The organism is Catenovulum agarivorans YM01, assembly GCF_000281085.1.
Classification (GTDB): domain Bacteria; phylum Pseudomonadota; class Gammaproteobacteria; order Enterobacterales; family Alteromonadaceae; genus Catenovulum; species Catenovulum agarivorans.
On sequence record NZ_JH767533.1, the window covers coordinates 95,133 to 112,326 of the forward strand.

20 protein-coding genes are annotated in these 17,194 nt (G+C 40.0%); 16 read left to right on the forward strand and 4 right to left on the reverse strand.

The window, feature by feature from the left end:
- Positions 1 to 298 precede the first annotated feature (298 nt).
- The 6 genes from WSC_RS0116065 to WSC_RS0116095 all read left to right on the forward strand — a co-directional run bounded on the left by WSC_RS0116065 (position 299) and on the right by WSC_RS0116095 (position 4,197).
- On the forward strand, positions 299 to 748 hold the full coding sequence (locus WSC_RS0116065; protein ID WP_016956971.1) for an urease accessory protein UreE: 450 nt from the start codon (positions 299 to 301) through the stop codon (positions 746 to 748).
- Complete coding sequence (locus WSC_RS0116070; RefSeq protein ID WP_237716326.1) at positions 714 to 1,448, forward strand: urease accessory protein UreF; 735 nt, start codon at positions 714 to 716, stop codon at positions 1,446 to 1,448. The genes WSC_RS0116065 and WSC_RS0116070 overlap by 35 nt, the downstream gene beginning before the upstream one ends.
- A gap of 39 nt (positions 1,449 to 1,487) precedes the next feature.
- Entirely contained in the window at positions 1,488 to 2,111 is a 624-nt protein-coding gene (gene ureG / locus WSC_RS0116075) for an urease accessory protein UreG (RefSeq protein ID WP_016956973.1), read from the forward strand.
- A gap of 427 nt (positions 2,112 to 2,538) precedes the next feature.
- Positions 2,539 to 2,736: a hypothetical protein gene (locus tag WSC_RS0116080; RefSeq protein WP_016956974.1), complete on the forward strand. Its 198-nt coding sequence runs from the start codon at positions 2,539 to 2,541 to the stop codon at positions 2,734 to 2,736.
- 197 nt (positions 2,737 to 2,933) lie between these two features.
- Positions 2,934 to 3,743, forward strand: coding sequence for an AbiH family protein (locus WSC_RS0116090; RefSeq protein ID WP_016956976.1), 810 nt, complete (start codon positions 2,934 to 2,936; stop codon positions 3,741 to 3,743).
- An 82-nt stretch (positions 3,744 to 3,825) separates the two neighbouring features.
- On the forward strand, positions 3,826 to 4,197 hold the full coding sequence (locus WSC_RS0116095) for a hypothetical protein (RefSeq protein WP_016956977.1): 372 nt from the start codon (positions 3,826 to 3,828) through the stop codon (positions 4,195 to 4,197).
- Between the two features lie 86 nt (positions 4,198 to 4,283).
- Here WSC_RS0116095 and WSC_RS0116100 read toward each other — a convergent pair whose 3' ends face one another.
- Positions 4,284 to 5,336, reverse strand: coding sequence for a DUF4097 family beta strand repeat-containing protein (locus tag WSC_RS0116100; protein ID WP_016956978.1), 1,053 nt, complete (start codon positions 5,334 to 5,336; stop codon positions 4,284 to 4,286).
- A gap of 591 nt (positions 5,337 to 5,927) precedes the next feature.
- On the opposite strand from WSC_RS0116100, the gene WSC_RS0116105 reads away from it, so the two are divergent.
- The 3 genes from WSC_RS0116105 to WSC_RS0116115 are packed head-to-tail and all read left to right on the forward strand — an operon-like array spanning position 5,928 to position 8,258.
- Entirely contained in the window at positions 5,928 to 6,839 is a 912-nt protein-coding gene (locus tag WSC_RS0116105) for a class I SAM-dependent methyltransferase (protein WP_016956979.1), read from the forward strand.
- Positions 6,829 to 7,779, forward strand: a complete 951-nt coding sequence (locus WSC_RS0116110) for a tRNA-dihydrouridine synthase (RefSeq protein ID WP_016956980.1) — start codon at positions 6,829 to 6,831, stop codon at positions 7,777 to 7,779. The genes WSC_RS0116105 and WSC_RS0116110 overlap by 11 nt, the downstream gene beginning before the upstream one ends.
- Before the next feature lie 44 nt (positions 7,780 to 7,823).
- Positions 7,824 to 8,258: a DUF2214 family protein gene (locus WSC_RS0116115; protein WP_016956981.1), complete on the forward strand. Its 435-nt coding sequence runs from the start codon at positions 7,824 to 7,826 to the stop codon at positions 8,256 to 8,258.
- A gap of 77 nt (positions 8,259 to 8,335) precedes the next feature.
- On the opposite strand, the gene WSC_RS0116120 is transcribed toward WSC_RS0116115, so the two are convergent.
- Together WSC_RS0116120 and WSC_RS0116125 are read right to left on the reverse strand one after the other, a co-directional pair.
- Positions 8,336 to 9,130, reverse strand: a complete 795-nt coding sequence (locus WSC_RS0116120; RefSeq protein WP_016956982.1) for a potassium channel family protein — start codon at positions 9,128 to 9,130, stop codon at positions 8,336 to 8,338.
- A 29-nt stretch (positions 9,131 to 9,159) separates the two neighbouring features.
- Positions 9,160 to 9,759: a hypothetical protein gene (locus tag WSC_RS0116125; protein WP_016956983.1), complete on the reverse strand. Its 600-nt coding sequence runs from the start codon at positions 9,757 to 9,759 to the stop codon at positions 9,160 to 9,162.
- A 132-nt stretch (positions 9,760 to 9,891) separates the two neighbouring features.
- Between WSC_RS0116125 and WSC_RS0116130 the strand changes: the two genes are divergently transcribed.
- From WSC_RS0116130 to WSC_RS0116160, 7 genes are all read left to right on the forward strand, one after another.
- A complete protein-coding gene (locus WSC_RS0116130; RefSeq protein ID WP_016956984.1) occupies positions 9,892 to 10,788 on the forward strand; it encodes an FAD:protein FMN transferase in 897 nt (298 codons plus the stop codon).
- A gap of 84 nt (positions 10,789 to 10,872) precedes the next feature.
- Positions 10,873 to 11,727, forward strand: a complete 855-nt coding sequence (locus WSC_RS0116135; RefSeq protein WP_016956985.1) for a type 2 periplasmic-binding domain-containing protein — start codon at positions 10,873 to 10,875, stop codon at positions 11,725 to 11,727.
- Between the two features lie 138 nt (positions 11,728 to 11,865).
- Entirely contained in the window at positions 11,866 to 12,435 is a 570-nt protein-coding gene (gene ahpC, locus WSC_RS0116140; protein WP_016956986.1) for an alkyl hydroperoxide reductase subunit C, read from the forward strand.
- Positions 12,436 to 12,539: 104 nt separating this feature from the next.
- Complete coding sequence (ahpF, locus tag WSC_RS0116145) at positions 12,540 to 14,114, forward strand: alkyl hydroperoxide reductase subunit F (protein WP_016956987.1); 1,575 nt, start codon at positions 12,540 to 12,542, stop codon at positions 14,112 to 14,114.
- 289 nt (positions 14,115 to 14,403) lie between these two features.
- Positions 14,404 to 14,946, forward strand: a complete 543-nt coding sequence (locus tag WSC_RS23110) for a restriction endonuclease (RefSeq protein WP_016956988.1) — start codon at positions 14,404 to 14,406, stop codon at positions 14,944 to 14,946.
- Positions 14,947 to 15,036: 90 nt separating this feature from the next.
- Positions 15,037 to 15,426 carry a hypothetical protein gene (locus WSC_RS0116155; RefSeq protein ID WP_016956989.1) on the forward strand — a complete coding sequence of 130 codons (390 nt, stop codon included), beginning with the start codon at positions 15,037 to 15,039 and terminating at the stop codon, positions 15,424 to 15,426.
- A gap of 90 nt (positions 15,427 to 15,516) precedes the next feature.
- Entirely contained in the window at positions 15,517 to 16,050 is a 534-nt protein-coding gene (locus WSC_RS0116160) for a DinB family protein (RefSeq protein ID WP_016956990.1), read from the forward strand.
- Positions 16,051 to 16,131: 81 nt separating this feature from the next.
- Here WSC_RS0116160 and WSC_RS23115 read toward each other — a convergent pair.
- Positions 16,132 to 17,194: polysaccharide lyase family 7 protein (locus WSC_RS23115; protein WP_050996203.1), on the reverse strand; the 1,063-nt coding region annotated here is incomplete at its 5' end.

The following is a 17,194-nucleotide window of genomic DNA, read 5'->3' on the forward strand; positions in this document are numbered from 1 at the left end:
TACGCTTCCCTTTTTCATCCCTGAAAAAGAGATTTTTCGACCAACACACCCATACACCTTTCTAGCACTGGTGTTGCGGTGAGTTTTTGCAGCAATAAAAATGTTTAGAAAAGCGGGTTTGAATGCTGATTTCTAAAACCTCCCTGTCATGGATGACAGGGTAGAGCCTATAGGGATATATTTACGGCGTTTTTAGAAATTATGCTTCAAACTTGCTCCGTGGCACGGAGTCAAAGCACTACCTAGTTTGCACTATCTAATAACGAATCGAGCAATAAAACGATTTAAGAAGGTATATATGTTACAAGCATTTGAAAGATTGAGTCATACACATCAAGCAATAAACGACTCAATAACATTAGACAGAGAAACAAGACAAAAAGCCCGAATCAAAGGTAAAACCGACCAAGGGCAAGATATAGGTATATTCGTCGACCGCGGTAATCCATTGCGCGTAGGTGAGGTATTAAAAACCGAATGTGGATTATTAATAGAAATCAAAGGTGCCAAAGAGCCAGTGATCACAGCAAGCACTGAAGACTGGCACACATTCAGCAAAGTTTGTTATCACTTAGGTAACCGTCATACAGTGTTGCAAGTTGGCGAGCGCTGGTTGCGTTTTAAACCCGATCACGTACTAAAAGAATTATGCGAAATGTACGGATTAACAACATCAGATGCACCAGAGATATTTGAACCAGAAAACGGTGCTTATGGCAGCCATTCAGGACATTCGCATGCACACTAATGCCATCAACTCACTTAAGCTCACTCGTTTACTCCAACTCTGTAGCCCTGGGTTACCCGTTGGTGGTTTCTCATTTTCTCAAGGGCTTGAGTATGCAGTTGAAACTGGTTGGGTGACGAATGTTGCTGAGTGTGAGAATTGGATAACCACTAATCTGCAAGCTTCTATCGGCACAACAGATTTAATCATTATCCGTTTGGTGTTGCAATCATTAAATCAAACAACGGATTATGCTGAAGTTGTCGAGCTAAACCAGCTAGCCATTGCTAGCCGCGAAAGCCATGAGCTTAGATTAGCTGATGTTGCTATGGGGCGTGCTTTGTTACGCGTGTTAACTCAACAAAATACCGAGTTTAACGCCGAGCAACAAAGTTTATTGGCGCAGATGCAAGAATGGCAGGATATCAGTTTCGCCAGCGCATTTGCAGTTGCTTGTTATTGCTGGCAGCTTGAGCAACAACTAGCGTTAACTGGCTTTTGTTGGATGTTTATCGAAAATCAAGTTGCGGCAGCAACTAAGCTGGTGCCATTGGGGCAAACCCAAGCGCAAAATTTAATGTTTAGTTTAAGTGAATTGGTGGATGAAGTAATTGCTGATGCAAATTCACGCCAGCGTTCACAAATTGGCAATAGTTTACCTAGTGTTGCTATGGCCAGTGCTTGGCACGAAACCCAGTATTCAAGATTATTTAGGTCTTAACCGCACAAGTTAAGCGAACGAATGAAGTAGGAGAACAAAATGAAAAAACAAACTTTACGAATTGGTGTAGGTGGACCTGTCGGTTCGGGTAAAACTGCGTTATTACGCGAGTTATGTTTAGCTTTGCGTGAAAAATACAATATGGCTGTTGTCACTAACGATATTTATACCCACGAAGACGCTGCGTTTTTAACTCGTCACGGTGCTTTAGAGCCAGATCGCATTATGGGGGTTGAAACCGGTGGTTGCCCACATACGGCCATTCGTGAAGATGCATCAATGAACTTGGCTGCTATCGATGAGTTGCAAAAACGTCATGGTGAGTTAGATTTTGTTTTAGTTGAAAGTGGCGGTGATAATTTATCTGCAACCTTTAGCCCTGAGTTATCTGATTTAACTATTTATGTAATTGATGTTTCTGCCGGTGATAAAATTCCACGTAAAGGCGGCCCGGGTATTACTAAGTCGGATTTATTAATTATCAATAAAATTGATATCGCTGAGTATGTTGGTGCGTCATTAGAGGTGATGGAGCGCGATTCGAAGAAAATGCGCGGTGATAAGCCGTTTATTTTCAGTAATCTTAAGGCGAAACAAGGCTTAGATGAGATTATTAGTTTTATTGAAACTGAAGGTATGTTGGATATAGCGCGCACAGCTTAATTTGCAAACAACACACCCATCCACCTTTTTGGCATTGGTGTTGCAATTGAGGATTGGCCGCAGCTAGTTGGGTGGCAGGGAAAGTTAAGGCGAATGGGGAATTGCTCGAAAAAACGCGGTGAATACATCCATGTACGCTTCGCTTTTTCATCCCTGAAAAAGAGATTTTTCGACCAACACACCCATACACCTTTTTGGCATTGGTGTTGCGGTAGTTATTTTGCAGCGACACAAGAGTTGAAGGAAGGGATTGGGGTTAATAAAGCAGACCGTACAAATCGTGGATGATTTGTCTCGAGCTCCCACGGACGGGTTTACAGCGAGTCTGCGTATTAATCGCAATTCCTGACTGGGATTGGGACTTGGGTTTACAAGCGCTACTAGTTTGGTAGCAGAGACAGAATTTAAAATTTACGAGGATAAAAACATGTTAAAAAGCATATTAGTAATTATCACTACATTATTTACAACCCAAGCATTAGCACATCCAGATCACAGCTTAGATCAAACGGCACATGCCTTTTATCACGCAATTTTTTGGATAGCCTTTGCAGCCGTGGTTGTAAAAGGTATAAGCTGGTGGAAAAGCCGTCAGCAACAAATTAAAGATGACAGACAAAAGTAACAAGCCATCCGGCGCATTGCATAAAATATACATGCGCCAACAACCTAAAATGCACCAATCAAAACGGGTTGGTGTATTGCTCAAAACATTCGCTGAAGACGACTATCGGCGAATCGCTTTGGTTATTAAAAAGTGGTTGGCTTAGATCTGCACCCTACACTTATATTGTTTATGAGCTATAGCTTCGAGATAATGAAATGACAGACGTGTATTTAATAGGGAATGGTTTTGATTTAAATTTAGGTTTGAAAACTAGTTACAGGGATTTTGTTGGCTCTCAATTTTTTAAAAGACATGTAGATGGACATTCTGAATTGTTTAATTACTTAAACCAAGTTAATGAGATGTCCAATTGGATAGATATCGAACGAGAATTAGCCGAATTCTCTAGAAAAAGCGACCATAGTCCTAACTTGTTAGACGATTACAAAAAATTGTGTGGCGCACTAAAGGAATACATAAAGTCCATAGATATTGCTTCCGTTAATACTGAATCTGACGCTTATAAGCTTTTTTCCGAGAAAAACTTAGATGACATCATAGTCGTGAATTTCAACTACACTGACTCAGTTAGCTATATTCTAAAATCACTGGGCTATGGTGATTCCCTACAAGACCGCATTCTGCATGTTCATGGTAGTGTAAATCAGGATGAAATCATATTTGGTGTTGATGACAATGCCAAAATCAATGACACACATACATTCTTATATAAGTCTACTAGCCCATTGTTTGATGGACGGCGTTGTTTCGAAGCTTTTAAGAAGTTTGACAGTCTACATATTTTTGGACATTCCCTTGGGGAGCCCGATCATATGTACTTTGGTTTTTTAAATTCATTAAAGAGCCCAAGAAAACCTGAAGATAATTACAAATCTATTAATATTTACCATTATGGAGAAGAAGCAAAATATAATGTCTATAAGCAGTTACATACTTTGACTTCTAACCATGTCTCCCATCTTAAAAGCAAGACGTTATTTAAGGATGTTGAGTTAACAGTATAAAACTGTCGGTTAATTGCTCATCACTTAAACGCTTAATTTATCCAAGTTCCAAAATTTATTTTCCTGAGAAACCCCAAAACCTATGCCCAAGCAAAATCAAAAGCTAACTCAAAAACAAATTAAACAACTCGACAAACAAATTGTTCGTCAACTCACTCAATTATGTCATTTAGCGCAAAATGAAATTGATGGGTTTGTCTGGTTAACCCATGTGGTTGACTACACTAATTTAGACAAAAGCTTAAAAGTGATATTTGTATTTGCAACAACTGAGCAGCAGGTCAGGGCTGAAGCCGAAAATGCCAATACGATGAAAACTTGGGTTGTTGAATATTTGCAGGCGCTGGAGATTAAACTCAACAATGTAGATAAACAAATACAGTTTGATAGTGAACAGGCGTGTGATGCGCAACACAATGGTAATTGGCAGCATAGGCTTGCGTGTTTTCAGTAGCTAACACTTACCTTATCGCAAATATAAGAAAAGCCCCATTTGCAAACAACACAAAATGGGGCTTTGGTAGGGGATCTTTTAACTTACTAGATATGAATGATTTGGCTGTGGCCGTGTTTAACCGACAAGTCAATTTTGTTTTTGCTGGCAGCGCTACCATTACTAACGCTGCTGTCACCAGATACTTTGCTTTGGTATTGCGTACCTTCAGGTAAATACAAATCAATATTGCCGTGGCGGGCTTTGCTGCTTATTTCAAAACCATCTTGTTGTAGCTGCTTAATATAAGTGCTGCCGTGGCTATTGTCGGTTTTGAGTTTTTTACTAGAGCCAACAAAATGAATTTCGCCATGTTTGTTTTCTATTTCCACTCTATCCAAATGTTTAGCTGCGAGTTTAACTTTGCTGTGCGCACCATCGGCTTTAAACGATGAACCAACAAATTCATCTATCATTATGCTGGCATGAGCACTTTCAATGTCAGTTTTACCAATTTCGCTGTGTTTTACTGCCAAAGAGCCATGGCTAACCTCTGCTTTTAATAGCTTGGCGGTTACGTCTAATATTTCAGTCGAACCGTGTGAAGAGTCAAAATTGATAGAGTCAGCAACAATTTGTTCAATCAGCATAGAAGCATGGTGTTTATCAATTTCGAGCTTGTTTGCTTTGATGTCACGCACGTTAAATTGCCCATGGTGGCTATCTAACTCTAAGTCTGCATAATCGAGCTTATCTATATTGATCACACCATGATGGTGGCTGATATACACTTTATTAAAGTCATTTTGGCCTAAGCTAATGGTAATTTTTCGCTCAACTGAACATGAATCGAAAAAACCATTGTCTTGTTTTTGCAGGCTAATATCTGCTGTACCCCAGCCTTTATCTATATCCCACTGGTACAAACAATCTTCCGAGCTGCCGTTTAACAAGGTTTGCTGCATATAAAAACGGCTGTCAGCATCTTGGGTGTGTTTTACCACAACATCAGAATGGAAGGTTTTAAGCTTGAGCTTATCAAAACCTGACAGTTGCAATAACTGCTCATTGATGTGTGGTTGGCTGTCATTGGCATTCGCGCCGCATACAATAGTCGCTACTATGGCGGCTGTGCCGATTGCATAAGTGAGTTTGTTCATCAGTTAATCCTTTTAAATAAAGCCATCCGCTTTGGGATTGACTATGTATCTGTGGTTGAATTCTCCATACATATAGCTTTATCTGTGCCAAAGTAGTTAACCATATGTTTTATAATACCTTTTTCTGATTCCCTCCCTGTATTGTTATTAAAATATCAATTCAGTTGGTTAATTTGGCTAACATTTGACTATAAAGTTGGTTAAAAGTGTAACTATTGAAAGCTGTTTTAGTTGAAGGTGTTGATTGCTTGCTGGCAAACTAACTCAATCTGGTGATCTTAGGAAGAGCTAAATCAATATAAATAGCGATAATCAGCTGGAGATAAAAGCCATTTAGGCAAGGCAAGTTGGCACAGGCATAGTGGTTCTATATCAAGCCAACTTAACGCAGAATAAATGGCTTTTAGCCCAGCCTTTTAGGAGCCTCACAGACAGCCTACTTCTGTGTTGTATCATTTTGAAAGGTGCCTACATTCCTGCAATGATACGCCTTGAATTGAACTGTCTGTGATGGCTCTGATACTCGCAATTTATATTGATTTAGCTCTATAATGCCCGCCAGTTGCAGCCTAGTAAGTATAGAAGCCATATATGAATACCCTTATTGAAAATATCCAACGACCAACAGGTGATGATTGCCAACGACTATTTCATGGTCGAGGTCATTGTTTTGCCGGTTTAGAGCATATCTGCATAGACTGGTTAAAACCTGTGGTGTATGTGACTGCTTACAAACCTGTTGAACCCGATTTAAAAGAGGTTATTCAAGCTTGGGTAAAAACTAATATACCAGAGTGCCAAAGTTTAATTCTGCAGCATAGGTATGCGATTAGTGGTTCATACGACCAAGGACAATGTGAAGTTTTATTTGGCGATATGGTTAATCAGTTGGTGGTTACAGAGCTTGGTTTACAGTACCAATTAACCCTAGGAAAAAAACAAAATCACGGATTGTTTTTGGATATGGAAAATGGTCGTGAATGGGTTAAACAGCACGCCAATGGTAAACGTGTATTAAATCTATTTGCTTATACCTGTGCTTTTTCCGTGGCTGCAATTGCTGGTGGTGCTGAATCTGTGGTCAATTTAGATATGAGCAAAGCTGCGCTAGCGCAAGGGCGAGTTAATCACCAACTTAATCAGCAAGACAAAACGAAAATCAAATACGAAGCGGTCGATTTGTTTAAATCTTTCGGGCGTGTGCGTAAACATGCACCTTACGATATGTTAATTTGTGATCCACCCGCTTTTCAAAAAGGCTCAGTTAATATCGAAAAAGACTACGCAAAAATTATTCGCCGCATGACTGAGTTTTTAGCCGAAGGGGCGGATATTTTATTGTGTTTAAACGCGCCAGATTTATCCGATACCTTTCTACAACAACAAGTGGAAGAATTTGCGCCCAACTGGCAGTTGCAACAAAGTTTAGCTGCGCCAGCTGTGTTTAAAGAAAAGTACCCAGAAAAAGGTTTAAAAGTTTTTTGGTATAAAAATGTTGGCTAACATTCGCAGCTTAACGCTGGCACCCATGGAAGGTGTGGTTGATTTTGCTGTACGTGATTTGCTAACACGTTTTGCTGGTTTTGATTTATGCGTAACCGAATTTGTTCGGATTAGCCAAACTGTATTGCCAGATCGCAGTTTTTATCGTTTATGCCCAGAGCTTGTAAGCAACGCTGGTAAAACTCCGTCAGGTGTACCTGTGCGTGTACAATTATTGGGTAACAACCCAGAATATTTAGCTGAAAATGCAGTGCGTGCAATTGAGCTGGGTTCACATGGGGTGGATTTAAATTTTGGTTGCCCAGCAAAAACTGTGAATAACTCCAAAGGTGGTGCTGTACTGTTGCAAGAGCCTGAGGTGCTATACAAGATAGTTAAAGCTGTGCGCGATGCTGTGCCGCAGCCGCATATTGTGAGTGCAAAAATTCGTTTAGGTTTTGACGATGCTAGCTTATTTCATGCGAATGTTGATGCGGTTAATCAAGCAGGCGCGAGTAGTTTAGCTATTCATGCACGTACCAAAGCACATGGTTATAAACCACCTGCATATTGGGCGGAAATCAGCAGTGTATTGCATAAAGTAAATATGCCTGTGGTCGCCAATGGTGAGGTGTGGTCTGTGTTAGATGCTGAAAACTGTTTGCAGCAAAGTGGTTGTCAGCATTTAATGGTAGGCCGCGGCGCGTTAGCTATGCCAAATATTGCTAGTATATTGCGTCATGCTGCACAGCCGCTTAGTTGGCAGCAAGCCGTTGCAGTGTTAATTGCTTATGCTGATTTAGAAATAGACCATGATCGTGGTTTATATTATGGCAACAGAGTAAAACAATGGCTGCGCTATCTTAAAATTCACTTCCCACAAGCAGGCGATTTGTTATTATCAATTCGCAAGTTACATGATAAAAATCAAGTTTTACAACATTTAAACAGCTTACATTAACGCAATACACTCAAGCCACTCATATTGAGAAAAAGGGGAAAAAGATGGATGAAATTTTAGTTCGTTATATGCATTTTATTGGCATTATATTTTTAGCGTCAGGTTTAGTTGCAACACATATATTGGCTGGTTGGCAGTTAAATCAGCAGCAGTTTAAGAGCTTACGCATAGCTGATGCTGTTTATGGTTTAGGTGCTGTGTTGGTATTAATTGCGGGTGTAATGTTAATTGCCAGTGTTGGTAAACCAGCAGAGTTTTACAGTAAAAATCCAATCTTCCACGTTAAGATGACTTTGTTTGTAATTATGGCGCTACTGTCTATTTACCCAACTATCTATTTTATTAAAAACCGCAACTTTGTTGGTGAGACAATTCAAGTACCAAAAAAGATAGTTATGATTATGCGTGCTGAGTTAACTTTGTTATTGGTTATACCGCTATTAGCCGCGTTAATGGCTAGAGGTGTGGGTTTAGCTTAGGCTTAAATTAACTTTGTTATAGATTTTATCGCATTAAGATATATATCTTAATGCGATAAGTCTGTTTTATTAATGACTTACTGTTGAGACTGTTGCTGTTGTTTTCTCAATTCAACAATTTCAGCTTCTAAATTGGATATCTTATCTACCAGCTGCTGGTGCTGTAAATTTTGTTCCTGCAGAATTTTTTCAGCCCACATTGGCGTGTGTTCAGTATCCTCAGGCGCTTTAGAAAAGCTCGAAGCAATATAACCAGAAATTACACCAAATAAACTAACACCACTAATAATTAATAAACTACTAACTAAACGCCCCCAAGTTGTTACTGGATAGTAGTCACCATAACCCACAGTTGAAATAGTTATAAGACCCCACCATAAAGCGTCTTCGGCGGTTTTAATGTTTGAATCGGCTGCATTGCTTTCAATTAAAAATATCGCAACTGAGCTACCGGCAACTATGAGTACCATAAACACCAAAAGGCCTGCCATGGTAGTTTGAATACGCTGCTTGAGCATTGGCAGTAACACACTACGAGCAATGCGTATCATGCGAATTACGCGGAATATTTGTAAAAAACGTAATAAGCGTAACGGCTCAACTAGCGGAATGCTGGCGACAAACTCAAGCCAATGCTCTTTCACGTATTGAATTTTTTGTTCACTGGTTGCCAAATTAAAAACAAAATGCATCATAAAAACTATACAAATCATAGTGTCTATCAGGGTTAATAATCTGCGTGTTTCTGAATGCATCGGCATAATAAATATGCATAAAACTATCACCATGGCGATGGCTGATAACAGCATCATAGCGATATCAAATGGGCTAGGGGCTTGAATGTCGTTATTGTCTAGCGTGTTTGAACTCATTAATTGCGACCTTATTTATTCTTTTAGGTTTATTCGTCTGCAGGAAAGCTATCTAATGTTTGTTTGATTTTGTCAGCGTATTGGCGGATTAACTTTTGATTAGCCGTTTGTTCTGTTTGTTTTGGCGTTTGCAATTGTTGGAACATACTGAGCATTTGTTGTTTCATTTGATCTTTTTGTTCTTGAGTTAAAAACTCTGATGCGTCTAATTCGGTTAGTGAGTCTTTTATCTCTTGTTGAATCTCAGGCGAAATTGAATAGGCCTGCATAGCTACTTGCATATAACCTTGAATAATTTCAGATTGCACCACAAAGAATTGTTCAACACTGGCAAAACCTTGTGATTGCACTTGGTTCTCAAATTGTTTGTACAGCTTAAGTTGTTTAAGTGCTGATGATGCTTGTGACGCTACATCTGCTGGAGCTGAATTAGCAAAATCAATTTCAGCAGTTGCATTGAGTTTTTCTTCATGCTGTTTAAACCAAGTTGCAATTTGGGGTGCTGCTTTTGTCCACTGTTCAATTTGCGCAACGGTCAAGTTTTGCGCATATACCTGGCTGCTCACCACTAAACAAAAAGTTGTTATTAATGACAAACTAAGCGTTTTTAGCTGACTAAGTGTATACATAAATACATCCTTGGATAAATTTGCTGACATTTTCTCTTATAGATTAACCTAACACTACTGTTTTATTGCACATCACTACGGTATATTCTAAATATAAAGATAGCCTATCTCGGTGGAATTAAGACTAACAAGATGCGACCTGATTATAAAATACATTTTTACCAGCAACATGCATGTATTCGATTTGAAGCTATGGCCAATACTTGTGAAGTATTAGTAGACAAGTTAGAGCCAGCTTTAATTGAGCAGGTTGCTGCTTTGGCATACCACCAAGCAATGCGGGTTGATCATAAGTTCAGTCGTTATCGTAACGACAATATTTGTTATGCAATTAATAATGCTCGTGGTGAAGTTGTTGCGATTGATGAAGAAGTTTACCGTTTACTCAGTTTTGCTGATCAGTGTTATCAAAAATCTGATGGTTTATTTGATATCACTTCGGGGATTTTGCGTCGTGCATGGCCGTTAGACGAGCAGCAAAACAAACTACCTTCTAAACAACAAGTTGCTGCTTTATTACAATTGGTCGGTTGGGATAAAGTTAAATTTGATAAGAAATCAATTCAAATTCCTGCTGGAATGGAAATTGATTTAGGCGCAATTGCCAAAGAATATGCGGTAGGGCTAGTGGCACATGCTTGCAGCATGTTAGCGCCTAATGCGTCTGTGTTAGTCTGTTTTGGTGGGGATATGCAAGTGAGTCAACCACGTAAAGATGGTCAAGCTTGGCAGGTGAGCATAGAAAACCCCAATGCTTTATCACCGCAAATAGAGTTATTTGAAATTCGCCAAGGTGCAATGGCGACCAGTGGTGAAATACACAGATCAATTGAAGTTGACGGCAAACGCTACGGCCATATCCTCAATCCTAAAACCGGTTGGCCAGTTGAAGGCGCACCTGTGTCTGTATCTGTATATGGTAAAACTTGCATACAAGCAGGGAGTTTAGCCACAATCGCATTGTTACAGGGTGACAACGCTGAAAGCTTTTTACAGCAGCAAGGGCTAGATTATAAGTTGATCCGTTAGCTAAACGGCCATAATTAATTGGCAGATACGGCTTTTGACAACTAAGCTAAACGTAATTCCGTCTAAATTTTTGTTTAAATAATTATGCAGCGTACATGGGCTTTTGGATTAGTGCTGGTCACGTATTTAATTTCAGCAGTGGCTATCAGTAAATCTATAGTGTATCCACCACCGTTAGGTGAGTGGGATAAACAGCATAATTATCCCATTACTTTATTAAGCAAAGCATTAAAACAAGTTGATCAACAATATCAACTTGAACTCTATGAACAAACCGTAGATCAAGAACAAGCGCTTAACCTGCTCTATCGTAATCAGGTAGACGTTGTTTGGACTATGACCAATAAACAACGTGAAGCTTTATATTTACCTATTCGTATACCACTGACTAAAGGTTTAAGTGGCTGGCGGCTGTTTTTAATTAAACCTGAACATCAAAACTTATTTGATAGCGTCAAAAACCGTAATCAACTAAAACTCTATACTGCAGTGCAAGGGCAAGATTGGCCAGACGAAGAAATCTTACAGCGCAACCAACTCAAAGTCGTAACTAAACCAGCCTATGCGGATTTAATTGAGGTGTTAACTTCTGGGCAAGCGCAGTATTTTCCGCGAGGTGTGTTTGAGATTTGGTCGGAAGCAGAACAGTTTCAAGCACAAGGTCACAATGTCAAAGTTGAAAGCAGTTTGGCTTTATATTACCCCACGGCATTGTATTTTTTTGTCAATCGCAATAACAGTCAATTAGCCGCGACCATAGAGTCTGGTTTAAAACAATTATTGGCAACAGGCGAATTTGAACGCATGTTTAATCAAGCTTTTGCTGATGCGATTGCTAAAACACAGCTTGAACAACGTCGCATCCTGCACTTAAATAATCCATCTTTACCTAAACAAACTCCACTAGCCAATAAACAACTTTGGTTTCAGCCTAAATAGTTTTATCGATTAACTAATCGGAAAAATCGAATGTGATAATCGAATCAGTCCGTTATACAGATTAAGCCTGTTTTCCTAATATAGTTCCCGAAGCAAACAACAACTTTCTTAACCAAAGATTTATATTAGGAGACAGCTATGACTCAATCTATTATCAACACTAAAATCAAAGAATTCAGCGCAACAGCTTTCCACAAAGGTGACTTTGTTCAAGTATCTGACAAAGACCTTGCGGGCAAATGGTCTGTAGTGTTTTTCTACCCAGCAGACTTCACATTTGTATGTCCAACTGAGCTAGGTGATTTAGCAGATTACTACGCACAGCTACAACAAATGGGCGTTGAAGTTTATTCAGTATCAACCGACACACACTTTACACACAAAGCATGGCACGACACGTCAGACACAATTGGTAAAATTGATTTCCCAATGATTGGTGACCCAACTGGCCGCATTACTCGTAACTTCGGCGTAATGATTGAAGAAGATGGTTTAGCACTTCGTGGTACTTTCGTAATCAACCCTGAAGGCGAAATCAAAGTTGCAGAAGTTCACGACCTAGGTATTGGCCGTAGCGCTAAAGAACTAGTTCGTAAAATTCAAGCGGCACAATACGTTGCAAAGCACGACGGTGAAGTATGTCCAGCTGCATGGCAACCAGGTGAAGAAACTTTAGCACCTTCTTTAGACTTAGTAGGCAAAATCTAAGCTAAATCTAAGGTATTAGCTTTCTTTTGGTGGCTTGAACAGAGGGGATTTATCCCCTCTTTTTCCAAGTCTATTTAACCCAGTTACTTTCCCTTGGAGTTGTTATGTTAGACAGCAAAATTAAACAACAGTTACAAAGTCATTTCTCGGCAATTAAACAGCCGGTTGAGTTGCTTCTTTCGCTTGATGACAGCGTCAAGGCAAAAGAACTTAACCAACTAGCCAATGACTTAAGCAGTATTAATAGTCAAATTTCAGTAAAACAGAGTGATGAAGATGGTGTACGCACTCCGTCAATGACAGTGCGAAACTCAACTAAAGGCACCCAAGTTGGTTTTGCGGGTGTGCCAATGGGGCACGAATTTACCTCGCTGATTTTAGCCATTCTGCAAGCCGGTGGTCATCCGAGTAAACAAACAGCAGAAGTGTTAGAGCAAATTCGCCAATTGCCTGGGCCACTTAAATTCGAAACTTATATTTCGTTAAGTTGCCAAAACTGCCCTGAGGTTGTACAGGCACTTAACCTAATGGCGCTTGAAAACCCAAATGTTGAGCACGTGATGATTGACGGTGCTGTATTTGCCGATGAAGTATCAGAACGCAATATTATGGCAGTACCAAGTGTTTACCTAAATGGTGAGGTATTTGCGCAAGGTCGTATTGCCCTTAAAGAAATTCTAAACAAAGTAGACACGGGCGCGGCAAAACGCGAAGCAGAAAAAATTAACCAAAAAGACCCATACGACGTACTAGTTGTAGGTGGTGGCCCAGCGGGTGCTGCGGCTGCAATATACGCAGCGCGTAAAGGTTTGCGCACAGGCATAGTTGCAGAGCGTTTTGGTGGGCAAGTAATGGACACAGTTGCAATTGAAAACTTTATCTCAGTGAAAGCAACGGAAGGGCCTAAGTTAGTTGCAGGTTTAGAAGAACATGTTAAAGACTACAATGTAGATATTATTGACCAACAAAGAGCCAGCTCAATAACCCGTAACGACATGATAGAGATTGGGCTAAAAAGTGGCGCAAGCTTAGCAAGTAAATCTGTGATTTTAGCTACAGGTGCGCGCTGGCGTGAAATGAATGTACCGGGAGAAAAAGAATACCGCGGCAAAGGTGTTGCTTATTGCCCACACTGCGACGGCCCTTTATTTAAAGGCAAAAAAGTTGCAGTAATAGGTGGTGGTAACTCAGGTATTGAAGCTGCGATTGATTTAGCCGGTATAGTTGAACAAGTAACAGTATTGGAATTTGATAAAAAGCTTAGAGCCGACGAAGTATTGCAACGCAAAGCGCGCTCTATGCCAAATATTCAAATTATCAAACAAGCACAAACCACAGAAGTGGTAGGTGACGGGCAAAAAGTAACTGGCCTAAACTATATAGACAGAGCAACAGGCGAGCAGCAACACCTTGAACTTGCTGGTATCTTTGTACAAATTGGTTTAGTGCCAAACAGCGAATGGTTAGACGGTGATGTTGATTTAACCCAGCGTGGCGAAATAATTGTTAATGAGCGTGGCGAAACCTCCATTCCAGGCGTATTTGCCGCAGGTGATGTAACCACCAGCCCGTACAAACAAATTATTATTGCCATGGGCTCAGGCGCAACTGCATCTTTAAGTGCGTTTGATTATCTAATCCGTTTAGCACCGGAAGATGATAAACAGCAAGCAGCATAAAATAACGCTTGGTTGTTTAGTCAAACAGCAGTGATGAAAAAGCAGGCTTAGTACCGGAAGGTGCTAAGCCTGCTTTTTTTATGGGGGGGAATCCGCACGGTTAGCCCATGCGCCATACAATTCGCTGTTGGTGTATTTCTTCTCGCCTAAAAACCCACCCTTCTAGAAATAATATATGTAGCAAAGCCTTAGATGATCTGATACAAAATTTGTAAGTGAAAAAATGAGCTATGATTTGTTAAACGATGGGCAATTCGTGCATTATTAAAGCGTGAGGTGAAACGTCATTATGAACACCGAATGGAAGAGTTACGAAGAAGTTTCCAGCTACTTACTTGGTACGATAAAAGATAAATTGGAACTTACATGTGTAGAAGGAAAACAAAAGTTAGTTGGAAAAAAGTCAGGCACCGAGTGGGAAATTGATGCTAAGGGCGTTAAAGAAGGAGGTGGCGGAATTGTGATTATAGAGTGTCGGCGTTATACCACTTCAAAACAAAACCAAGAAAAAATTGCCGGTTTAGCTTACCGAATACATGATATGGGAGCTTCTGGTGGGATTATAGTCAGCCCACTTGGTATTCAAAGTGGTGCCGAAAAAGTTGCTGCAGCAGAAAAAATCTTGAGTGTAGAAATTAGTGCTAATAGTACCCCAGAAAATTTTACTATGAGATTTCTAAATCAAATTTTTGTTGGGGTTTCTATGAATTCCGTCAGTAGTTCAACTATGAGTGCTACTGTGTTAAGGACTTGTTGCGTATGTGGTTCACGTTTTGAAGTTAAAGAAAATGAGAAGTCATGTGCTAGATGCGCCCAACCAACAACTCAATAGGCGCTGAAAAGCTTGGTTCATTGTATGCCGTTCGTTATTATAGCGAAGGCTTTTTAGCCTATATTTGTGCGTTAACTCTATTAGGTAACTATGAATTTACACCGCTATAAAATGCAACTACCAAACGCCGAAAGTGGTGGTGGAGTGTCGTCTACTTGGGTAACTGGGGTTGGCATTTTTTATGGCATGGTATCGGTTGCTACTACCACACCTGGCGGGAAAGCGGGTACTCCAGAAATGCTAAACGCTTTTCTATTGGTAGCACTGTTTTCCGCTCTGCATTATTTCTCTTCGCGTTGGAGCTGGTTAAAATACCTAACTCTGGTCGTGGCTAGCTGCTCTTTATTTTATTCGTTGTTTTATGTTTTGAGCTTCTTTTTCTCTGAAAAACCTGAAGAAGCAGCACTTTCCATAATGTACCTCGCTCAATTTATATACTCAGTTGGTATTGTATTAACGTCAGTGCTTAAAAAGTGCTAATAACATGTAAGAAGTGTTTACAACGCTTGGCATTTTCGTTTTAGGCAATTAGTTAATTCATTTATGTGGTATTTTATTTAAAGGAAATTTATGTCGCTAAAATCAAACTTTGAGTTGTTGGCGGATTACAATCAGTGGATGAATCAAAACATTTATCTGGCCGTATCAAACCTTAGTGCTGATGAGCTCGCTAAAAATCGTGGGGCGTTTTTTGGCTCTATCATTGGCACGTTAAATCATATTCTTGTTGGTGATATTATCTGGCTTAAGCGATTTGCCGAGCATCCATCAAATTTTAAATCACTTGATTATGCTCGTTCTTTGGAAAAGCCACAGTCGCTAAATACTATTTTGCATCATGAGTTTATGCCGCTTGAACAAACACGCAGCAAAATAGATTCGGTAATTAAAGGGTTTGCAAGTGAGTTGTGTGACCAAACTTTGTCGTCGAATTTAACCTATAAAAATTCGCAAGGTCAGGTGTTTAGTAAAAACCTTGGATATCTCATACAGCACTTGTTTAACCATCAAACCCATCATAGAGGGCAAGTTTCGACGCTTTTAAATCAATTAGGTATAGAGCTTGGTGTAACAGATCTCGTTGTGAGAATTCCAGATGAGTAAAGGTTGTTCTTTATAACAAGCTGTAAGTTGTTAGGCCAGCAATTCTGCTGGCCTAAAGATAGGGGTTACAGTAAAACTTGTTTAGTGATTACTGCTATAGCTCACATTGGTCACAGTTGCTTTTGACGTGGTAATACCAAACTGTTCAAAACATTCTGCCCATGAGTCTGAATCACCACGTGTGCCACATTCTTCTCTGGTATATGGGTCTTGCGACTGCATATAGTTACCAAACTTAAAGTAGCTCGCATCGTCGTCTTCAACTTGCATGCTTAATGTATTACCACAACCCGTTACTGTCATTGTGCCGTAGTTATTGGTGTAGCTAATGTCAAAAGAATCGCCACTTTCAATAGTACATAGAGACTTTTTAACTTCTTTACCGTCTGTGCCGCGTAAACGCACATACACGTCAAAAATACCATTATTGGCAACACTATCACCAAAGCCTGATTCACTAGAGTCAGCCACAAATACTTTCATTAAAGTAGAAATGGTTGAGCCATGGGTTTGTGCAACTATGGTTTTAGCACCGTTAGACAAATCCATTTTGTAGGTGGCTGCAAACGACTCATTGGTATCGTAAATTGATTTACGTTTGCTTGATTTTATCTTGTACTCATGACGCCAGCCGCCACCACCAGAAGTAGTATATTTAGTTTCTAAAGGTACAAATTCTAAGGTGCTGCTGTTAACCAATGGATGTGGGTTGCTACCTTCTAAATCAAATAATGAGCCGTCGGTAATAATGGCTGGAATATCCGTAGTGCCGCCTGTACCGTCAGCACCATATAACTTCACTTCGGTGATATTCATCCAATTACTACCTGCGCTGTTCGATTGTGCTTTTACTCGAACTTGACGCGCATTGATGTCGGTAACATCGTACATTTCTATACCTGTAGTATTACCAGAGCTAACCGCATCATGAATTTTTGTCCAAGTACCGCTTGTGCCTGGGCGAGCGTAAATTTCAAAGGTATGGGTACGTGAGTCACCTTGACCCCAAGCAATACCAACTTCTTTTACTTCTTTCGCTTCGTCTAATTGCAAAGTTAAATTAACTGCGTTGCCGCCTGCTTCAGCCGCCCAGCGTGAAGACCATGCTGTGCTGTTATCAATGGCTTTTGCTGGTGGGTAGCTG

Bases quoted from the DNA above. Each gene is read 5' to 3' on its own strand.
- WSC_RS0116065 (WP_016956971.1), top strand. From the start codon at position 299: ATGTTACAAGCATTTGAAAGATTGAGTCATACACATCAAGCAATAAAC.
- WSC_RS0116070 (WP_237716326.1), top strand. From the start codon at position 714: ATGGCAGCCATTCAGGACATTCGCATGCACACTAATGCCATCAACTCA.
- ureG (WP_016956973.1), top strand. From the start codon at position 1,488: ATGAAAAAACAAACTTTACGAATTGGTGTAGGTGGACCTGTCGGTTCG.
- WSC_RS0116080 (WP_016956974.1), top strand. From the start codon at position 2,539: ATGTTAAAAAGCATATTAGTAATTATCACTACATTATTTACAACCCAA.
- WSC_RS0116090 (WP_016956976.1), top strand. From the start codon at position 2,934: ATGACAGACGTGTATTTAATAGGGAATGGTTTTGATTTAAATTTAGGT.
- WSC_RS0116095 (WP_016956977.1), top strand. From the start codon at position 3,826: ATGCCCAAGCAAAATCAAAAGCTAACTCAAAAACAAATTAAACAACTC.
- WSC_RS0116100 (WP_016956978.1), bottom strand. From the start codon at position 5,336: ATGAACAAACTCACTTATGCAATCGGCACAGCCGCCATAGTAGCGACT.
- WSC_RS0116105 (WP_016956979.1), top strand. From the start codon at position 5,928: ATGAATACCCTTATTGAAAATATCCAACGACCAACAGGTGATGATTGC.
- WSC_RS0116110 (WP_016956980.1), top strand. From the start codon at position 6,829: ATGTTGGCTAACATTCGCAGCTTAACGCTGGCACCCATGGAAGGTGTG.
- WSC_RS0116115 (WP_016956981.1), top strand. From the start codon at position 7,824: ATGGATGAAATTTTAGTTCGTTATATGCATTTTATTGGCATTATATTT.
- WSC_RS0116120 (WP_016956982.1), bottom strand. From the start codon at position 9,130: ATGAGTTCAAACACGCTAGACAATAACGACATTCAAGCCCCTAGCCCA.
- WSC_RS0116125 (WP_016956983.1), bottom strand. From the start codon at position 9,759: ATGTATACACTTAGTCAGCTAAAAACGCTTAGTTTGTCATTAATAACA.
- WSC_RS0116130 (WP_016956984.1), top strand. From the start codon at position 9,892: ATGCGACCTGATTATAAAATACATTTTTACCAGCAACATGCATGTATT.
- WSC_RS0116135 (WP_016956985.1), top strand. From the start codon at position 10,873: ATGCAGCGTACATGGGCTTTTGGATTAGTGCTGGTCACGTATTTAATT.
- ahpC (WP_016956986.1), top strand. From the start codon at position 11,866: ATGACTCAATCTATTATCAACACTAAAATCAAAGAATTCAGCGCAACA.
- ahpF (WP_016956987.1), top strand. From the start codon at position 12,540: ATGTTAGACAGCAAAATTAAACAACAGTTACAAAGTCATTTCTCGGCA.
- WSC_RS23110 (WP_016956988.1), top strand. From the start codon at position 14,404: ATGAACACCGAATGGAAGAGTTACGAAGAAGTTTCCAGCTACTTACTT.
- WSC_RS0116155 (WP_016956989.1), top strand. From the start codon at position 15,037: ATGAATTTACACCGCTATAAAATGCAACTACCAAACGCCGAAAGTGGT.
- WSC_RS0116160 (WP_016956990.1), top strand. From the start codon at position 15,517: ATGTCGCTAAAATCAAACTTTGAGTTGTTGGCGGATTACAATCAGTGG.